The sequence below is a fragment of the Massilia sp. SYSU DXS3249 genome (genome assembly GCF_053668055.1).
The window spans coordinates 106,778-124,979 of sequence record NZ_JBSIPX010000006.1 but is presented as its reverse complement, the minus strand read 5'-3'; the positions used below and the strand labels follow the sequence as shown (position 1 = coordinate 124,979).

At 68.4% G+C, this 18,202-nt stretch carries 18 protein-coding genes; 2 read left to right on the top strand and 16 right to left on the bottom strand.

Going from position 1 to position 18,202, the window contains the following annotated elements; genetic code table 11:
- Window positions 1-27: 27 nt before the first annotated feature.
- A complete protein-coding gene (gene rpsT, locus ACWCIA_RS09480; RefSeq protein ID WP_056339242.1) occupies window positions 28-294 on the bottom strand; it encodes a 30S ribosomal protein S20 in 267 nt (88 codons plus the stop codon).
- Between the two features lie 210 nt (window positions 295-504).
- Between rpsT and murJ the strand changes: the two genes are divergently transcribed.
- Complete coding sequence (murJ, locus tag ACWCIA_RS09475) at window positions 505-2,061, top strand: murein biosynthesis integral membrane protein MurJ (protein WP_454162677.1); 1,557 nt, start codon at window positions 505-507, stop codon at window positions 2,059-2,061.
- Here murJ and ACWCIA_RS09470 read toward each other — a convergent pair whose 3' ends face one another.
- From ACWCIA_RS09470 to ACWCIA_RS09415, 12 genes are all read right to left on the bottom strand, one after another.
- Window positions 2,062-2,832 (bottom strand): type II secretion system protein, encoded by a 771-nt coding sequence (locus ACWCIA_RS09470; protein ID WP_454162675.1) that lies wholly within the window; start codon window positions 2,830-2,832, stop codon window positions 2,062-2,064.
- Entirely contained in the window at window positions 2,826-3,212 is a 387-nt protein-coding gene (locus ACWCIA_RS09465) for a type II secretion system protein (RefSeq protein ID WP_454162673.1), read from the bottom strand. The genes ACWCIA_RS09470 and ACWCIA_RS09465 overlap by 7 nt, the downstream gene beginning before the upstream one ends.
- 4 nt (window positions 3,213-3,216) lie before the next feature.
- Complete coding sequence (locus ACWCIA_RS09460; RefSeq protein WP_454162671.1) at window positions 3,217-3,717, bottom strand: prepilin-type N-terminal cleavage/methylation domain-containing protein; 501 nt, start codon at window positions 3,715-3,717, stop codon at window positions 3,217-3,219.
- A complete protein-coding gene (locus ACWCIA_RS09455) occupies window positions 3,714-5,840 on the bottom strand; it encodes a secretin N-terminal domain-containing protein (RefSeq protein ID WP_454162669.1) in 2,127 nt (708 codons plus the stop codon). The genes ACWCIA_RS09460 and ACWCIA_RS09455 overlap by 4 nt, the downstream gene beginning before the upstream one ends.
- Window positions 5,840-6,373: a hypothetical protein gene (locus tag ACWCIA_RS09450; RefSeq protein ID WP_454162667.1), complete on the bottom strand. Its 534-nt coding sequence runs from the start codon at window positions 6,371-6,373 to the stop codon at window positions 5,840-5,842. The genes ACWCIA_RS09455 and ACWCIA_RS09450 overlap by 1 nt, the downstream gene beginning before the upstream one ends.
- Complete coding sequence (locus ACWCIA_RS09445; RefSeq protein ID WP_454162666.1) at window positions 6,370-6,963, bottom strand: hypothetical protein; 594 nt, start codon at window positions 6,961-6,963, stop codon at window positions 6,370-6,372. The genes ACWCIA_RS09450 and ACWCIA_RS09445 overlap by 4 nt, the downstream gene beginning before the upstream one ends.
- Entirely contained in the window at window positions 6,960-7,517 is a 558-nt protein-coding gene (locus ACWCIA_RS09440; RefSeq protein ID WP_454162664.1) for a hypothetical protein, read from the bottom strand. Before ACWCIA_RS09440 ends, ACWCIA_RS09445 begins: the two co-directional genes overlap by 4 nt.
- A complete protein-coding gene (locus tag ACWCIA_RS09435) occupies window positions 7,514-8,332 on the bottom strand; it encodes a hypothetical protein (RefSeq protein ID WP_454162662.1) in 819 nt (272 codons plus the stop codon). The genes ACWCIA_RS09440 and ACWCIA_RS09435 overlap by 4 nt, the downstream gene beginning before the upstream one ends.
- Window positions 8,325-10,019 carry a GspE/PulE family protein gene (locus ACWCIA_RS09430; RefSeq protein WP_454162660.1) on the bottom strand — a complete coding sequence of 565 codons (1,695 nt, stop codon included), beginning with the start codon at window positions 10,017-10,019 and terminating at the stop codon, window positions 8,325-8,327. The genes ACWCIA_RS09435 and ACWCIA_RS09430 overlap by 8 nt, the downstream gene beginning before the upstream one ends.
- Before the next feature lie 11 nt (window positions 10,020-10,030).
- Window positions 10,031-11,218: a type II secretion system F family protein gene (locus ACWCIA_RS09425; RefSeq protein WP_454162658.1), complete on the bottom strand. Its 1,188-nt coding sequence runs from the start codon at window positions 11,216-11,218 to the stop codon at window positions 10,031-10,033.
- A 29-nt stretch (window positions 11,219-11,247) separates the two neighbouring features.
- Entirely contained in the window at window positions 11,248-11,703 is a 456-nt protein-coding gene (gene gspG, locus ACWCIA_RS09420) for a type II secretion system major pseudopilin GspG (protein WP_454162656.1), read from the bottom strand.
- Between the two features lie 140 nt (window positions 11,704-11,843).
- Window positions 11,844-12,266 carry a hypothetical protein gene (locus tag ACWCIA_RS09415; RefSeq protein ID WP_454162654.1) on the bottom strand — a complete coding sequence of 141 codons (423 nt, stop codon included), beginning with the start codon at window positions 12,264-12,266 and terminating at the stop codon, window positions 11,844-11,846.
- A gap of 332 nt (window positions 12,267-12,598) precedes the next feature.
- On the opposite strand from ACWCIA_RS09415, the gene ACWCIA_RS09410 reads away from it, so the two are divergent.
- Window positions 12,599-12,874 carry a hypothetical protein gene (locus ACWCIA_RS09410; RefSeq protein WP_454162652.1) on the top strand — a complete coding sequence of 92 codons (276 nt, stop codon included), beginning with the start codon at window positions 12,599-12,601 and terminating at the stop codon, window positions 12,872-12,874.
- 106 nt (window positions 12,875-12,980) lie between these two features.
- On the opposite strand, the gene ACWCIA_RS09405 is transcribed toward ACWCIA_RS09410, so the two are convergent.
- From ACWCIA_RS09405 to ACWCIA_RS09395, 3 genes are all read right to left on the bottom strand, one after another.
- Window positions 12,981-15,989: an ExeM/NucH family extracellular endonuclease gene (locus ACWCIA_RS09405; RefSeq protein ID WP_454162650.1), complete on the bottom strand. Its 3,009-nt coding sequence runs from the start codon at window positions 15,987-15,989 to the stop codon at window positions 12,981-12,983.
- 167 nt (window positions 15,990-16,156) lie between these two features.
- Window positions 16,157-17,257, bottom strand: coding sequence for a TIGR03790 family protein (locus tag ACWCIA_RS09400; RefSeq protein WP_454162648.1), 1,101 nt, complete (start codon window positions 17,255-17,257; stop codon window positions 16,157-16,159).
- Between the two features lie 10 nt (window positions 17,258-17,267).
- A complete protein-coding gene (locus ACWCIA_RS09395; protein WP_454162646.1) occupies window positions 17,268-18,023 on the bottom strand; it encodes a PEP_CTERM-anchored TLD domain-containing protein in 756 nt (251 codons plus the stop codon).
- Between the last annotated feature and the right edge of the window lie 179 nt (window positions 18,024-18,202).

Sequence of the window (18,202 nt, the reverse complement as noted above, 5' to 3'; positions counted from 1 at the left end):
GCGGGTCGCCGCGCGCCAACCGGTCTATTAGGCCGACAGGGCTTTCAGGGCAGCAGCCAGGCGGCTCTTGTGGCGAGCGGCCTTGTTCTTGTGGATGATCTTCTTGTCAGCAATGCTGTCGATGGTCGAAACCGACGACTGGAAGATGCTGGTTGCAGCGGCTTTGTCGCCAGCCTGGATGGCCTTGCGAACGGCCTTGATTGCGGTACGCAGGGTCGAACGCTGAGCGCTGTTGTGTGCGTTTTGCTTAACTGCTTGACGAGCGCGTTTGCGCGCTTGTGCGGTATTTGCCATGGAATTTCCTAAATCGGGGTCAAGTTGCGTTTGCAAACATTAGCGAGTCAAACTGGCCCATTCCAGTGCCTGCCAAAACATTGTGTCTGCTAACAGAATTCAGTACAGCCCACGATTATAGCGAAGGATTCCTTTACCGGCAATTCATTATTGATTATTTGGTGGCGGAGACACGCCGTGCGAAGTGTTGCACAGCTATAATCTCGCCCCATGAATCTGCTCAGAACCCTCGCTGCCATCTCCAGCATGACCATGGTGTCGCGCGTCACCGGCCTGCTGCGCGAAAGCCTCTTCGCCGCCGCCTTCGGCGCCTCGAATTTCACCGACGCCTTCAACATCGCCTTCCGCCTGCCGAATCTGCTGCGCCGCCTGTTTGCCGAAGGCGCGTTCTCGCAGGCCTTCGTACCCATCCTCACCGAGTACAAGACCAAGCACGGCCAGGAAGCCACCAAGACCCTGGTCGACCACGTGGCAACGGTGCTGATCTGGGCCACCATGCTGACCAGCATCGCCGGCATCCTCGCCGCGCCGGTCCTGATCTACTGGATCGGCGGCGGGCTGCAGCGCGAGCCGGCCGCCTTCGACGCCGCCGTCGTCATGACGCGGATGATGTTCCCCTACATCGCCTGCATGGCCTTCGTCGCGCTGGCCAGCGGCGTGCTCAATACCTGGCGCCAGTTCAAGATTCCGGCCTTTACCCCAGTGCTGCTGAACCTGTCCTTCATCTTCGCCGCCCTCGTGCTGGCCGATTACTTCGAGCAGCCGATCTATGCGATGGCCGTCGGCGTCTGCATCGGCGGCGTGCTGCAGGTGGCGCTCCAGCTCCCGCCGCTGCTCAAGCTCGGCATGCTGCCGCGCCTGTCGCTCAATCCGCTGGTCGGCCTGCGCGACAGCGGCGTGCGCCGCATGCTCGGCAAGATGGGCCCGGCCGTGTTCGCCGTGGCGGCGGCCCAGATCAGCCTGCTGATCAACACCACCATCGCCGCCAGCCTCGCCGCCGGTGCGGTCACGGCACTGCAGTACGCCGACCGCCTGATGGAACTGCCGACCGCCCTGCTCGGCGTGGCCCTGGGCACCATCCTGCTGCCCGGACTGGCGAAGGCGAACACCGAGGGCGATACCCGCGAATACTCTTCCCTGCTGGACTGGGGCCTGCGCCTGACCTTCCTGCTGGCAATCCCGGCGGCGGTCGGCATGGCGGCCCTGGCCGAGCCGATGATCGCGACCCTGTTCCACTACGGCGCCTTCGACAGCGCCGACGTTGCCGCCTCGACCATGCCCTTGATGGCCTACAGCGCCGGCCTGCTGGGCTTCATCCTGGTCAAGACCCTGGCGCCGGCCTTCTTCGCGCGCCAGGAAGTGCGCACGCCGGTGCGCATCGCGCTCGGCGTGCTGGTCGTGACGCAGCTGCTGAACATCGTCTTCGTATGGGGACTCGGGCTCGGCGTCGCCGGCCTGGCGCTGTCGATCGGCGTCGGCGCCTGCGTCAACGCCGCCCTCCTGTATTCCGGTCTGCGCCGCCGCGACATCTACGTGCCGCAGCCGGGTTGGACCGGCTTCTATTTCAAGCTGCTCGTCGCCGTGGCGGTGATGGGGGCCGTCGCCTGGTTCGGCCAGCTGCAATTCGACTGGATCGCGCTGCGCGCCCAGCCCTTCCTGCGCGCCGGCGTCCTGCTTGCCATCATCGTCGCCAGCGCCGCCAGCTATTTCGGCATGCTGATGGCGATGGGCTTCCGGCCGCGCGACTTCAAGCGCCGCGCCAAGTAATCACCGGCCCGATACAGTCCGTGCGCTGCCCGCGGCGGGCGGATCGGGCGGCGGGACCGGCGGCTCGGCCGGCTCCGGTTCGGGCCTGGGGTCCGGCTTCGCATCGGGCTCCGCCTCGGGTTGCGGTTCCGGCGCGGGCTCGGGCTCGGGCTGCGCCGGCGGTTCCGGCGGCTCGGCCGGCTCGGCGGGGGCGTTCGGCGGAGGCGGCGTCTCGATCGTGCCGGGCGGCGGCTTCACCGGCGCCGGCAGCGGCGGCGGCTGTCCCGGCAAGCGCGCCGCGGGCGCGGCGGACAGGCCCTGCCCCTGCGCCGTGAACTTCCACTCCGACAGGTGTTCCTTGTTCTCGAAATTCTGGAAGCGCGCGTCGAAGTTCGCGACCTTCAGGGGCTGGGCCTGGGACAGGCTGTACACGGCCAGCACCCCCACCTTGTCGCCCTGGTAGAGCACGCCCCACTCGTCCTTGCCGGTCACCGGATCGACGAAGATCTTGCGCAGGTGGCGCCGCGTGCCGGGAAAGCGCGGGTCCTTCAGCAGGTCCTGCAGGGTCGGCGGCGCGGTCGGAAAGCCGCGCGGCGTGGCGGCGGCATAGCTGCGCAGGGCCTCGCTGAAGGCCGCCCCGATTTCCAGCAGTTCGCGTTCGGCCGCCGCGCGGCGCAGCAGGCCGTCCACCTTCACGGTGGCGGCGCCCACCAGGCCGAGCATGGCCACGAACACGACCAGCCCGACATAGGTGAAGCCTGCCTCCGGCGGCCTGGCGCGCCTGCTTACCATTCGGCGTAGGGCCGGCCCGCGCGGTCGTTGCCGGGCGCGCCGCTGCGGATGTTGTAGACCGCGCCCGGCGTCCCCTCCTCTTCCGGCGGCACGATGACCCAGCTGCTGTCGCTCTCGGTGATCGGGTCGACCGGCAGGCGCGGCAGGTATTTTTTCTCGACCAGCTGTTCCAGCGAATCGGGATAGCGCCCCGTGTCCGCATAAAACTGGTCGATCACGGCACGCGTGTTGCGCAGGTTCTCAAGCAGGATGGTCTCTCTGGTCTTGTCCACGCTCGGGAAGAAACGCGGCACGGCCAGGGTCAGGAGCAGCGCGACGATGCCGAGCACCACCAGCAGCTCAATCAGCGTGAAACCACGCTTGCACTTCATCGAGGTCATCGCGTCACCACCGTTTGTAGGGAATGCCGTTCAGGCCGATGCGCTCGGACGTCGAATACACGTCGTAGACATCGTCGCCCTCCTTCGGCTCGTTTGCCTCGCTGGCGTAGCTGCGCTTGCCCCAGGTCTGGGCGTCGGTCGCATCCGCGTCCGTGTGGAAGGGGTCGCGCGGCAGGCGGCGCATGAAAAAGATCCTGGCCTTGGTCGGGCTGCGCATGTCGGGCACGCCCTCGACCAGCAGTTCGAGCCGGGGCGGATAGCCAGTGGCGCCCGCCGTTTTCTGGATGCGGCCTTCGTCGCTGGCCCGCTTGTACGCGTCGATCCCGGCGCGGATCTCGCGCAGCGACTGCCGCAATTCCCCTTCGCTCCTGCGCTGGACCACGGTTTGCGTGACCGGGATCACCAGGGTCGCCAGCAGGGCCAGGATGGCGAGGGTGACCAGCAGTTCGATCAGGGTGAACCCCCGCTTGCGGCCGCGTGCGGCGGGCGATGCAACCAGGCTCATCGCGCAGGCGGCAGCGGCGTGGTCGTCGGCGCGGGGATCGGCGTGACCTGCGCGCCCGGCGGCGCGGGCGCCGGTGGCGGCACCGGCACCGGCGGCGCACCGGCCGGCGACGGGGCCGGCACCACATACGGCATCTGCGCAGGCGGCACGTTCGGTGCGTTCGCCGGCGGGGTGTACGGGAGCGGCGGCGTGGTGCCGATCGGCTGCGACAGCGGCATGCCGCTCACCGGCGGCACCATACCCGAAACGGCCGGCTGGCCGAGCGGCGGCGCGACCGGCATGCCGCCCGGGGTTCCCTGGACCGGCATCGCCGCCGGACGCCCGTTTGGCTGACCGCCCGGCTGGACCGTCGGCTGGCGCACTGCCGTATCCGGACGGCGGCGGAAGCTGGCCTCGGTGCCGGCGCCGAATTCGGAGGCCCCGGCCGCCGGGCGCTGGATCGTGCGCACCAGGTGCGGCGTGATCGACAGCACGATCTCGGTCTTGTCGTTGCTGTCGCGGGTGCTGCCGAACAGGCGGCCGAGGATGGGCAGGCTGCCCACGCCGGGCACCTTGCTGCCGCTGGTGCGGTCTTCGGTGCTGATCAGGCCTGCCAGCACCTGGTTCTCGCCGTCCTTCAGCTGCAGCATCGTCTGCGCGGAGCGGGTGCCGATGCGGTAGGCGACCGAGCCGGAATTGGTCTGGATCGTGTCGATCAGGTTGCTCACTTCGAGCGAGATGCGGATGCCGACCTCGTTGTTCAGGTAAATGGTCGGCTCCACGTTGAGCGTCAGGCCGACGTCGACGTAATTGACCGACTCGGAAGCGAAGCCCCCTGCCCCCGGCGAGACGGTGGTGGTGATGTTCGGCACCTTGTCGCCGATCACGACCTTCGCCTTTTCCTTGTTGCGCACGCGGATGCGCGGGTTGGCCAGGGTGTTCGAATCGGTATCGAGCTTGTTCGCATTGAGGGTGGCACGCACGCCGGTCACGCCGATCAGGCCGCTGTTGATGCCGCGCAGCTCGTCGATCGTGATCGCGCCGCCGTCGCCGCCGATCAGCGGCGCGAAGCCCAGGCTCTGCGGCCAGCTCACGCCCAGGTCCATGATGCGCGAACGCTTGATCTCGAGCACCTCGACGTCGAGCATGACTTCCGGCTCCGGCACGTCCTGCAGGGCGACGAGCTGGGTCGCGAGCTTGATGGCTTCCGGGCTGTCGCGCAGGATCACCAGGTTGAGCTTCTCGTCGACCACCACGTCGCGCGATTTCAGGATGGTCTTGAAGGTGTTGGCGATGCTCTTGGCGTCGGCATTGGCGAGATAGAAGGTCTTGACCGTCATCTCCTGGTATTCCTTCAGCTTGGCCGCGCTGTTCGGGTAGATCAGGATCGTGTTGCCGTCCATGACCTGGCGCTCGAGCTGGTTCGTCACCAGCAGGAAGTGCACCGCCGCTTCCACCGTGCTGTTCTTCAGGAAGATCGAGGTGCGCGTGTCCGAGCGCACGTCCTTGTCGAAGACGAAGTTCAGGCCCGAGTGGCGCGCGATGATCTCGAAGACCTGGCGCAGCGGCGCTTCGCGGAATTCCAGGCTGATCGGCTTGCGGAAAGCGGCCGCCAGGGTCGCCTCCCCGGCCGGCACGGCGGCCTTGTCCTCGATCTCGGCCAGCAGCAGGCGCGCCTCCTCGTGCGCCGGGCGCTCGGTCAGGATGGCGCCCAGTTTCTGGCGGGCGGCGTCGAGCTCCTTCTTCTCGATGTCGGCGCGCGCCGCATCGAGCAGCGCGGCGTGGCGGCGCGCCGCCTCTATCTGGCGCATGCCGGCGCGGCCGCGCTCGTGGGCCGGGTCGACGTCGAGCACCTGGAGGTAGGCCGCGCGCGCGGCGTCGATGCGGCCGGCGGCCAGTTCGCGTTCGGCCTGCTCGATCAGGCGGGTCGCCGTGGCGTCGCGTGCGCGCAGCAGGGCCGCGCGGTACAGCGGGTTGCCGGGGTCCGCCGCGACCGCCTCGCGGTACTTGACCAGGCCCTCCCTCACCTGCTCCTGCGCGACCAGCGCATTGCCTTCTTGGTAGGCGCGCTGCGCCGTGCAGCCGGAGAGCAGCGCGACGGCGGCCAGGGCGCTTGCCAGGCCAGGATTCCGGAAACGAACCATTACTCGAATACTCCAATGTTTAGCTGCTGAACCTGGTTCAGCGGCAGGTAAGTCAGGGTCATGATGGGCGGCGCGATGCGGTCGACGCGCCAGGAACCTTCGAGAGTGGCGCCTTCGCTCGCCATGTGGGTACGGTCGCCGACCGCCAGGTAGACCTCCCACTTGCCGTCCTCGAGCGACTTGCCGATGAACGTGAACGGCAGCGGCGGCGCGCTCGGCGGCGGCGGTGGCGCGGGCTTCGGCGGCGGCGGTGGCGGCGGGGTCCAGTCCTGACGGCCGAACAGGGCATGCTCGTCCGCCCCGAAGCGGTCCTTGCCGTCGCCGATCAGCGTTTCGCGCGGCACCAGGGCTTTGATGTCGGGTTCGGCCGAAGGCGCGGCCGTCGTGCTGCGTGCCGGCGCGACCGGGGCCGGCACGGCGCCCGGACGCTCGACCGCCTCGGCCACCTCGACTTCGGGCGACCGGTCGCCGAAGGCCACCAGGGCGGCGGACACGGCCAGCGCCACGCCCATCGCGATATGGCGCGGCTTCATGGCAACCCTCCCCGCGCACCCGGCGCATCCTGGAGATACAAGGTCAGGCGCAGGCGCGCTTCGACCGCCGTTTCGCCGATGGTGTCGCGCTTGAAGCTGACGTCGTCGAGCGAGGCGAAGGGAAGCGCGCGCAAACCATCGAAGGCGAACTGCCAGACCTGGGCATAGCTGCCCTTGACCGGCAGGTTGACCTGGTAGGTGTACAGCCCGGCGTTGCGGTCATGGCCGCGCTTGTACTCGCCCTGGCGCAGCACCAGGCCGGTCTTTGCCGCCAGCTGGAACAGGGTCTTCATGGCCGGCTCGACGTCGCGTTGCGCGCCGAGCGCCGCGTGGAAGCTCGCCAGGCGCTCGGCGGCGCTGCTGACGGGAATCGGCGCGGCGACGACGGGCGGCGGCGTTGCCGCCTCGCGGCGCAACTGCTCGCGCTCCGCTTCCAGCCCTTCGCGCGCCGGCGCCAGCCACAGCAGCGTACCGAAGCCGGCGGCGAACAGGAGCAAGGCCGCCTGCGTCAGCGGGCTGACGCGGCGCGCCGCCAGGCGCAGCTGCAGCCAGGCTGTGCTTAACTTCGTCGCCAGGTTCCTGTTCTTCATGGCGCCCCCCATCCGGCGTCGACCTGGAAGCGCAGCGGCCGGTTCGGGTCCTGCTCTACCACTTCATGGCGCACCAGCGTGACGGCGCTGAAGGATTCCTCGCGCCCCAGGGCTTCCACGTAGGCGAGCATGTCGTCGCTGTTCTTCGCTTCGGCGCTGATGCGCAGCACGCGCTTGCGCGAATCGGGTTCGAGCGCCAGCAGCGCGACGCTGGCCGGCGTTGCGCCGCGCACGGCGTCGTGCAGCGCGCGCCAGGGCAGGTTGAGCTGCATGATGGCGGCATTGGTCGCAGCGGCCTGCGCTTCGCTGACGTTTGGTGCGCGCCGTGCCGCCAGTTGCGCCGCCTGCGTGGCCGCCACCGGAGCGGCGGCGCGCGCCTGCAGCGCCGCGCGCTGGGCGTCGACTTCCTCGGCCGCCTCGCGGTAGTCCAGTGCAGCCGACAGCGCCACCGCGCACACGGCCAGGCCGGCCAGCAGCGGCCCCCATGCGTGCGGCGCGCGGTACAGGCTGCGCTGCAGGCCAGGCGCCGCGAAATCGAGGTGGACGCGCTTCATGCCGGGCTCCCGGTACAGGCCAGGCGCACCGCCGCCGAGCGGGGCTGCGCCGCATCGGCCGCGTCGTCTTCGAGCAGCGTGCAGGCGAATTTCAGGCGCCCTTCATGGCTGTTCCAGCTGCGCGGCGCGGTCCCGCACAACTGCACCCGTTCCGGCCGCCCCACTCCGACGCGCAAGGCTTCGCGCGCCACGTGGCTTTCCAGCCAGTCGCGGTCGGCGCCCGGCGGCACCACGGCGCTGCGCAGCGCGGCCAGCAGCGGGCCGTCGTAGGCGGCCAGGGTCAGCACCTGCCCGTGCACGAGGCCGAACCAGGCGCCCGGCCGATGCAGCTTGCGCCAGCCGTTCATCGCGGCGACGAACTGCGGCACGATCTCGACCAGGTGGCAGCCCGCCTCGCGCGCCCAGCCCTGCAAGGCGCCCAGCAGCGCGGCGGGCAGCGCCGCGGCCAGGAAAGGCCGCGTGGCCTGCCAGTCGGCCGCAATCGTCCAGCCGGCGTGCGCTTCGCCGAACAGCGCCGCATGGCGCATGGCGGCGGCCGCCTGCAGGTCGGTCGGCGAGGCCGCGGCGGGCGGCGGCGCCACCTGCCACATGCGCGCCAGCTCGTCGGCCACGACCACCACGACCGGCCAGCCGGCGATCGCGACGTCGGCCAGCAGCGTACGCAGGCCGCGCGCCAGTTCTTCCGGCCGGGCGGCATCGTCGATGCGGGTTTCGGCCAGCACCGTGCTGTGCCGCTTGAAACGGCTCGTCTTCACCAGCGCCAGGCTGTCGTGGCCGACGCCGAGGCGCAATACCTGTCCGGGCCACCTACGCATGCTGGGTCACCCGCTTGATTTCCTCGAGGGTGGTGGCGCCGCGCCGCACCAGGTCGAGCGCCGCGAGGCGCAGGCTGCGCGTGCCGTTCGCGTGGGCGGCGGCCTTGATGCGGCGGATTGGCTGCTTGTCGACGATCAGCTCGCGGATCTCGTCGTTGAGGGTCAGGATTTCGGCGATCGAGCGGCGGCCCTTATAGCCGGTGCCGCGGCAGTCGCCGCAGCCCTTGCCGCGCATGAAGAGGTAATCCGCCACCGCCTCGCGTTCCAGCCTGGCCGAGGCCAGCTCGGCCTCGCTCGGGTCGTACTGCACCGCGCAGTGCGGGCAGTTCATGCGGATCAGGCGCTGGGCCCAGATGCCGTTCAGGGCCGACACGAAGGCGTAGGGATCGATGCCCATGTGGGTAAAGCGGCCGAACACGTCGAACACGTTGTTGGCGTGGACGGTGGTCAGCACCAGGTGGCCGGTCAGCGCCGACTGCACCGCGATCTCGGCGGTCTCGCGGTCGCGGATCTCGCCGACCATAATCTTGTCCGGGTCGTGGCGCAAAATCGACCGCAGGCCCTTCGCGAAGGTCAGCCCCTTCTTTTCGTTGACCGGGATCTGCAGGATGCCGGGCAGCTGGTACTCGACCGGGTCCTCAATGGTGATGATCTTTTCGCGGCCGTTGTGGATCTCGGTCAGCGCCGCATACAGCGTGGTCGTCTTGCCGGAACCGGTCGGCCCGGTCACCAGCAGCATGCCGTAGGCTTCCTGGGCCAGCATGCGCAGGGTCGCCAGCGAGGGCGCATCGAAACCGAGCGCTTCCAGCGTCAGGGCGCCATAGGCTTCGACCATCGCGCGCTTGTCGAGGATACGGATCACCGCGTCCTCGCCGTGGATGCTCGGCATGATCGACACGCGCAGGTCGATGTCGCGCCCGCCCGACTCGACCCGGAAGCTGCCGTCCTGCGGGATGCGGCGCTCGGCGATGTCGAGTTCGGCCAGCACCTTCAGGCGCGAGATGATGTGCTCGGCCAGCTCGATGCCGCCGACGGAAGTCGCATGATCGAGCACGCCGTCGACGCGGTATTTTACCGCCAGGCCGGTGGCCGTGCTCTCGAGGTGGATGTCGGAGGCGCCCGCCTTCAAGGCGTCGTACAGGGTCGAGTTGACCAGCTTGACGGCCGGGCTGCCCGCTTCCGACACCGAAGCAAAGGAGAGCACGGCGGCGGTCTTGCCGTCGCGCCCGCCTTTATTCCTGCCATCCCCGTTGCTGGGCGCGAGGGTATCGACCGCGCGCGCCGACGCTTCCTGGCGCGACAGGTAGGCCTGGATGTCCGACGCCAGCGCCAGGCGCAGGTGCAGCGGCGCGCGCGGCGTGGCGCGGGCCTGGGCCGACAGCCAGGTCTGCAAATCGAGGTCGAAGGGGTCGGCGATCACCCCGGTCAGCATGCCGGCCGGGTCGCGCAGGAGCACGCAGTGGCGCGCCATGCTGTGGGCCAGCGGCAGCAGGTCGAAGGCCGGCTCCTGGCTCAGCATCTCGGCGGTCTCCATGACGGAGAGGCCGAAGGGCTCGGCCAGCGCGGCCACCACCTGGCGCGGCTCCAGCCCGCTCAAAGCTTCGAGTTCGGCCACCAGCGCGCGCTGCGACAGGCGGCTTTGTGCGCGGGCGCGCGCCAGCAGCGCGCTATCGATCGTCGTACTCAAGACATCGCCTTTCAAGACATATCTCCGGCCAGGTCGAAGATCGGCATATACAGCAGCACTACGATGGCGCCGACCACCAGGCCGATGGCCGCCATCAGCAGCGGCTCGAAGGTGCGCGTGAAGCGGTCGATCCAGCGGCTGATCTCGCCATCGTAGAAGGCGGCCGACTGGGTCAGCATCGGACCCATGTCGCCGGTGCGCTCGCCGACACGCAGCATGCGCAGCGAAATCGGCGTGCTCAAGCCGTGCGCCTCGAAGGCGGTCGACAGCGGCTGGCCCGATTCGATGGCGGCGCGCGCCCCGGCCAGCGACTGGCGCAGGGTGGTCGACACCATCGGCTGCACGGTCTCGATGGCGTTCACAATGGTGATGCCGCCTTCGGTCAGCATGCCGAGCGTGAGGTAGAGGCGCGACAGTTCATAGATGCGGGCGCGTTCGCCGATGCCGGGCAGGCGCGAAAGTAAGCGCGTGATGCCGCCGCTCCGGATCGCGCGCCGGACACCCGTTACCAGCAGCGCCACCAGCGCCGCCAGGCAGAGCAGGATCGCCATGCCGTGGCCGGCCGCGAACTGGCCCCATTCGAGCATCAGCTTGCTCATCCACGGCAGGTCGCGCCCCGCCCCCTGGTAGACCTCGGCGAAGCGCGGCACCACATAGCCGATGAGAAAAGCGCTCACGCCGCCGCCCACGCAGAGCAGGATGACCGGGTAGATCGAGGCGCTGACGATCTTCGCGCGCACGGTGTCGATGCGCTGCTGGTAGTCGATATAGCGCGACAGCGCGCGCGGCAGGTCGCTGGTGCCTTCCGCGGCGCGCACGATGCCGACATACAGCGGCGGGAACATGGCCGGCTGGCCCGCCAGCACGCTGGAAAAGCGCTGGCCTTCGCGCAGGCCGGCCAGCAGGCGCTCGAGCACGACCCGCGCGGCCGGATTGGCTTCCTTCTCCAGCAGGGCCTCGAGGCCTTCGACAATACCGAGGCCCGCGTTGAGCAGGGCCAGCAGCTCCTGGCTGAACAGGACGAGCGAGAGTTTGGGACCGCGCCGCGCCGCCAGGCGTGCACCTGCGGCAGGCTCCACGGCGCTGACGAACAGGCCGCGCGCCTCGGCCTGGCGGCGGGCATCGGCTTCATCGAGAGCGTCGATGAGGACGCTCGCGATCGACAGATCGGGCGCGAGGGTGCGAACTGCAAACTGCATGAAGACGTGCCCGGATGTATGGGGTGGAGTTACTGGGACGAGATGTCGGCGTTGTCGCCGGTGCCGCCGGGCTGGCCATCCTTGCCGAGAGAAACGATCTCGTATTCTCCCTTGCTGCCGGGCGAGCGGTATTGATACGGCTGGCCCCACGGGTCGGGCGGCACGCCCTTCTTCAGGTAGGGACCATTCCATTTGGTGCCGGCGCTCGCCGGCGCGGTCATCAGCGCCGCCAGGCCCTCCTCGGCGGTCGGATAGCGGCCGACGTCCAGGCGATAGGTGTCGAGCGACTTTTCGAAGGCTTCCATCTGCGCCCTGGCGATCGTCACTTCGGACTTGCCGAGCTGGGAGAAATACTTGGGGCCGACGTAGGCGGCGAGCAGGCCGATGATAACGATCACGACCAGCAGCTCGAGCAGCGTGAAGCCGGCCGCGCGCAGGCGAATGGCCTTGCACGTGCGCAAGGTCTTGTAGGTTACAACATGCATCCGGATACTCCTGAGTTGACCGCTTGATCAAAGCTTGTCCAGCGTAACACGGTCATATAGTCGCGGCAACTACTGCCGCGCTCGCGTGTGCGGGTCGACCGGCTCGCGTGGCGCCGGCGGCCTGCTGCGCTAACCGGCGTTTACTGGGTCGCCAGTGCGTCCGTCAGCTGACAGGTTCCGGCCCGGCAGGCCACGGCCGGCGGCGCGATGGCGATGCAGGTCGAGATCCGTCCCGATGCCTCGTTGCTCGCCTGCTGCTCGGCCTTGTAGCGATCGGCCAGCGCCTGCAGCTGCGCCGCGTCGGTGCTCGCGCTCGACCAGGCCAGGTAGCTGGACGGGCCGCCGCAAGGACGGGCGCCGATCGGCACGATGCGGCACTGGTTGTCGCTGCTGCATGCGGCCGTGCCGATCAGCGAGCGGATCTGGCCGAGCGTGTCCGGTCGCGTCGCAGCGACCGGCGCAGCCGGTTTGGACGGCTGGCCCGCAACGGCGCCCGGGGGATCGCCGGCACGCGTCGTACAGGCCGCGCAGGCGAGCATGAAGAGAATGGCAAGTTTTTTCATGAGCGCATCATACCCTGCCCCGGGCGCAGGTCAAGCGTGCGCACGCTCGCCTTGTGCAGGATCGGTCGCGCCGTGCCGCAGGGAGTGGCCAGCGCTACGGACAGACCCGGTTCGCACGGTGTGGCCTGCACGCGACGGGATGATTTGTTTCTCTTCAGAATCGTAAGTTTCTCTAGAAACATTTCCTAGAAACACTACCTATCGTCGCTCATCTTCGTGCAAAAGATGTTCATGATCTTTTAATTTGTAAGATAAATCTCACAAAGCAATTGATTTGCAGAAAATTTCCCGCCTACAATAGAGCCATCACTGACCAGCTCGCTTTTTCTGCCATGAACGCCACCTCTTTCCGCACCCTGTTGAGCCTCCCCCTGATCGCCCTGCTGCTGACCGCATGCGGTGGCGAAGCCGGCCCGGTCGCCGACGGTACCCCGGTCCAGACTGCAGCCGTGATCCGTGTGGTCGACCTTTCGACCGATCCGGCGGCCAGCGGCAAGACCCCGGCGCCCGACTGCGCTCCGGAAGGCTGCCAGGGCCTGCGCATCATCGACGCCAATGCCGAAGCCTTCCGCATCGACGCCATGCGCCGCGCCGCACAGGGCAGCTGATTCCCGCGGCGCCTTGCGCGCCGGCTCCCATTCATCATAAAAAAAAGGCACATCCGGCCGAAGCCGGATGTGCCTTTTCCATTTCCCTATCCCGTCTGTCTTCTGCTTAGAAGGTACCGGTGTACAGCTTCGGCGCGTACTCGATCACGCCTTTCGATGGGCTGGTGAAGCTGACCTCGACGATGGCCGTCGCGCCCGGTGCCAGCGAGACGCTCGGCAGCGTGACGTAAGGCGAACCGCCCTGCTCGCCGCTCATGTAGTCGAGCGTCACGCCGGTCGTCAAGCCTTCCATCACCAGGTGCAGCGGACCGTTCAGGGCTACGTTGCCGCGGTTGGTGATGCGCACGGTACCGGCGAACTTGCCGCTGAACTGGCCCCTGTCATGCTGGGGCACCAGGCCGGTACGCACGATCTTGGTCGATGCGGTCACGTCGGCGAAGGTCGCCGGCAGGTTCAGGCTGACCACCACCGGATCATGGTCCGACGCGCGGAAGGCATCGTTCGCGAACGGATCGGCCTGCGAACCGTTTTCGAGGTTGTAGTCGATCGCTTCCGGCTCGTCGGCGTTCGCATGCCATTCGGTCACGCCGGCCACTTGCGGCGACAGGCTGGCGCTTGCCAGCGCGTGGTCGAGGTAGCCGCTCTCGCCGTCGAACACGTACGAATACGGAATGCCGTGCGGACGCACGAAGCGTTCGATCTCGTTGACGTAGCCGGCCGCATTGAGCAGGCGGATCGGGTCTTCCATGCCGTAGGCGTTCATGTCGCCCACCACTAGCACGTCGGTGTCGCCGGCGGCGCCCACGACTTGCGGCAGGAAGTAGTCGCGCAGGCGTGCGGCCTGTTCCACGCGGCTGGCGTTCCAGCAGCCCTGGCCGTCGCCGCTGTCGCGGTCGCCGCCAGTCGAGCCGCCGCAGCCGCCCTTCGACTTCAGGTGGTTCACGACCAGCGAGAACTTGCCGCCGTTGGCCGCCTTGAAGGTCTGGGCGATCGGGGCGCGGTTGTTGACGCTGTCGCCGTCCGACAGCGCGGCGCCCACCAGTTTCACCACGTTCGGCTTGTAGATCATCGCCACGCGGATCGCGTCGGTGCCGGTCGCGGCAGGCTTGGGCACGACGGCATAGGTGCCGGCGCCCATCTTCGCATTGAGCTGTTCGACCAGGTAGGAGACGGCGATGTCGTCGTTGTTCTGGATCTCCATCAGGCCCACGACATCGGCGTTCACGCTCGAGAGCGAGGCGACGATCTTGTCGCGCTGGCGCTCGAATTCGGCCAGGTTGTCGGCGCCGCGGCAGTTCGATGCGCGCGGGGTGCCGCCGCCGATGGCGCAGCCCTGGCCGGTGCGGCCCCAGGCGTCGGCGCCGTTGGTGAAGGTGGTGAAGAAGTTCAGCACGTTGGCGCTGGCCACCCGGACGTTGCCGGGCGCGACCTGCGGAGCCGGGATGCGCTCGTTGGTGCGCGAGAAGGTCGGGGTCACGGTCGGCTGCAGCTTGAAGGCCGCGCCGCCGCCGCCCATCGCGCCGAAGTCCAGCACGCCGGTCAGGTCGGTGACGGTGTCGCCGGCGCGCACGGTGCCGTCCGCGAACAGGTAAGGAATCGTCGAAGGCGTGGTGAAGATGCCGTCGTCGAGCACGACGATGTTGGCGGCGTTGGCGGCTGCCAGGTCGCGCGCTTCCTGCGTGCCCGGGGCGTAGCGGTTGGTCGGGATTTCGCGACGGCCGGCGGACAAGGTCAGTTCGCCGCGCTCGCCCAGGTAGCCGTTGCCGTTGACCGTCAGCGGGGTGCTGAAGCGCACCAGCATCGCCTCGAAGCGCGCCAGGTCGGCATTCGGCATCTCGACATTGGTCGGCTCGATGCTGTAGCCGCTGCCCAGCTTCGCGACCTTGGTCACGTCCTTGAATTCGGTGTACGAACGGTTCGCGCCCGAAGGCGTGTACTCGACCACGGTGCCGGTCACCTTCACCAGGTCGCCCACGGCCAGGCCGGTGCTCGAACCGAACACGAAGATCGCGTCCGAGGTCGCCGGGTCGCCGTCGCCCTTGATGTCCTGGAGGAAGTAGCCACTGCCGACGGTCGCGGTGACCACGCCCTGGGTGGTCTGCACGGTGTTGTGGTAGGCGGTCTTGGGACCGGAGCCCTGGATCAGCGGGATGGCGAGCTGGCCGGCGACGCGCACGCTCACGGTGCAGCTGGCGTTCTGGCTGTCGTTGTTGCCGAAGCTGATCTTGATCGGGTAGCTGCCGGCGGCGACGCTGGCGTCGACCAGCAGGTTCGCGCTGGCGCTGGCGCCGGTCGCCGTGGCCGGCACGAAGTTGGCCAGGCTGATGCCGGGAACCGCGCCCGACTCGATGACGGCGCTGTTGACGATGCTGTCGCCGTCGCGCGCGGCCAGCGCTGCGCTGGCGCCGTCGCCCTGCTCGGCCTGCAGGCTGGCCGGGCACTCGGTGATGATTTGCTGAACGACCGGGCCCGAAGGGGCGCAGGCGTTAAGTGGCGAGCCCATGTGGCGCGGGCTGGCCGCCGACACGTTGCTGAAGTCTTTCGAATTGTCGTCGCTATCCGTGCAACCCAGAGCTGCCCGCTGCAATGCATGTGCGACCGACGTCGGCGCAGGCGCCGGCGCCGTCTCGACAACGTTGGCCGTCGCACCGTAGCCCACCACGTCGACAATGGCCTCGCCGGCTGGGGTTTTCATCGCCGTCGCGATGTTGGCCAGCGCTACCTTGCCGACTCCGGCAGCCAGCGAGGAACTCCAGGAGTGGTCGGTGTTCTGCAGGTCGGCTCCGGCCGTCCCCGCCTGACCTGCCGCCACCAGGAAGTACTGCCCCGGCTGCAACTCTTTCTCAGGCAATGCACCGGCTGCCCAGGTCGTACCCGTTGCCGACTGATACTGAAGGCTCATGCCCTTCAGATTCACCGGGGTGGCGCCGCGGTTGAATAGTTCAACGAAGTCGCGTTTCCAGGTAGTCGTTGCGCCAGTACCGCCGCCACCGGCATAGACCTGGCTGATGACGACGTCGGACGCGGCAAAGGCGTTTGCCGACAGGCCTGCCAAAAGTGCGGCCAGGATGGTCAGCCTACCGGCCGGAGTATTCGTTGCAACATGCATTTTCATGGGCTTCCTAAAGAAGAATGGGGGCGAAACATGTGTTGTCGGTGCTGATAGGCATTTTATTACCAGAAACAATTCTAGGAACAAAATTTGACAGGAGAATGACGAAGCACAGTACCGATCATCGCCGGATGAGGTACGGCGACAACACATTAATTCTGTACGGAAACTTAACGCACAGGCGTGCGCGGATTGCGGCGGAACGGTGCGGCCAGCGGCTCCCCGATGAACAGGCCCTGGGCCGGCCAGGCCACGCTTTTCCAATAGGCTTCGATCGCGCTATCCCCGTCCAGGTAATGCCGCAGCAGCACCGCCGGGTTCGGGAATTTCTGCCAGTGGTTGCAGGGTTCGCTGACGGTGCCGTAGCTGGCCGTGGCGCCGGCGGCGAGCCAGCGCAGGCTGCTCATCTGGGCGGTGCCGAGCAGGTCGCCGCCGTGCGAGGTGAGGTGGTCGGCCAGCGCGCCCGGCACGAAGCGCACGGTGTCGAGCGCCTCGACCTGCGCCTTGCCGAGCTGGTAGACGAGCACGTCGCCGGTATCGCGCAAGGCATCGGCGCGCAGCCGGTGCACCGTTACCCGCCCATCGGCCCGCTGCCCTGCCCGCGGAAAAAACGGGACGCGGACGTTGCGCGCCCCATCCAGGGTTTCCAGGTACCACGCATGCGCCTTCGGGATGTGAAAACCGCTGGCGACGCCGCGGTCGACCAGCGCGCGCGCCGCGCCCACCGTCTCGACCGGCAGCAGCATCGCCAGGCGCATGCCGTGCTCGGTCCAGGGACGGCGGCTGGTCGAGTTGAAGTAGCTGCTCGGCTCGCTGGGGCGGCAGGTGTCGAGGCACAGCGCGCCGTCGTAGCCGAGCGTGTAGGCGGCCGTGATGGCGTTGCAGCCGACCTGGTAGGGCGCGGTCCAGGCCATCAGCACCGCCTGCACCTCGGGCTTCAGGCGGCTGTCGATTTCCGCTTTCAGCAGGCGGAACCGGGCCGGGTCGAGCGCACGCGGCCGGCCCGGGATGCGCACCCGCACGACGTTGGCGGCCGGGATGCCGCGTCGCCGTTGGTAGTACTGGCCGACCGCGACGCTGTCCGGGTCGTCCTCGTTGATGACCAGGGCCAGGTGGCGCGCCTGAAGTGGTCCGTCGGGCGGCCCGTCGGGCGCGCCGGCAAGGGCGGCGTCAGCCGGCGCCGCGCGCGGCGCGAGCATGGATGCAAGGACCAGCGCGAGCGCGCAGGCGCGCACCCATGCCGGGAAGTGGAAACGCAGCCGCCGCGCCATGGCGGGCGCGTCAGGCCGGTCCCGCCGCTACTTCGGCTACAGGCTTGGGCACTGCACGCGCGCGCAGCCGCCGTCGCCGCGCCAGCGCCACCAGGCCCAGCCCTCCGGCCAGCATCGCCGCCGCGCCCGGCTCGGGGATCGGCGAGATCGCATACAGTTCGAGCGCGTCGATGTCGAAGAATTGCCCGCCGACCGAGGCGTCGATGATGCTCTGCCCTTCCCCGCTCGGGTCGCCGTAACTGAGGCGCCAGGACAGCGCGGTGTCGAGCCGGTCGTTGACCAGCAGGTCGGGCCCGGCGCCGAAGGTCGGCCCCTGGTCGAGCGCATTGAAGGTCTGGTAGGCGCCCTGGCTGGGCAGCTCGAAGCTGCTCGGCACCTGGCGATAGACCGCCTGTTCCGTGTAGTTGAAGATGAAGGCGGTGCGCCGGAAATCGCGCTCCGTGATATGCCAGCCATCGTCGGACGACCAGCTCTGCGGATTGTAGCCGCCGATCAGCCAGGCGTTGCCAGCGCGGTCGGACACGCGCAGCAGCGTGAAGGTCGGGCCGCGCTCGTCGGCGGCGGCGTGGAAGTCGACCGAATCGTCGCCGGGCTGGCGTGTGTAGAGATTCGAGAAAATCTGGTCGCCGGCGCCGAGCCAGCGTTCGAGCTGCCCCTCCAGCGCGGGGTCGAGCGGCGGCGCGCCGGTCTGGGCGCTGGCGGGCGTCAGGACCTGCGGTGCGGCAAGGGCCAGCGCAAGCGCGCCGGCGGCAAGGAGCGTCTTCATGTTCACCTCCGGGACGGGGTTCACCGACGGCCCATTGTATGCCGCGTGCGCAGGGGGCCACACACTGTTGACTTGGCGATCTTGCCTTGTCGGCAGGCCGATTCTGCGGCGGCGACGGACGAAAAAAAACGGGCGTCGCCGCCCGTTCTCATACGTCCAGGAGAGCGCCCTTGCAGGCG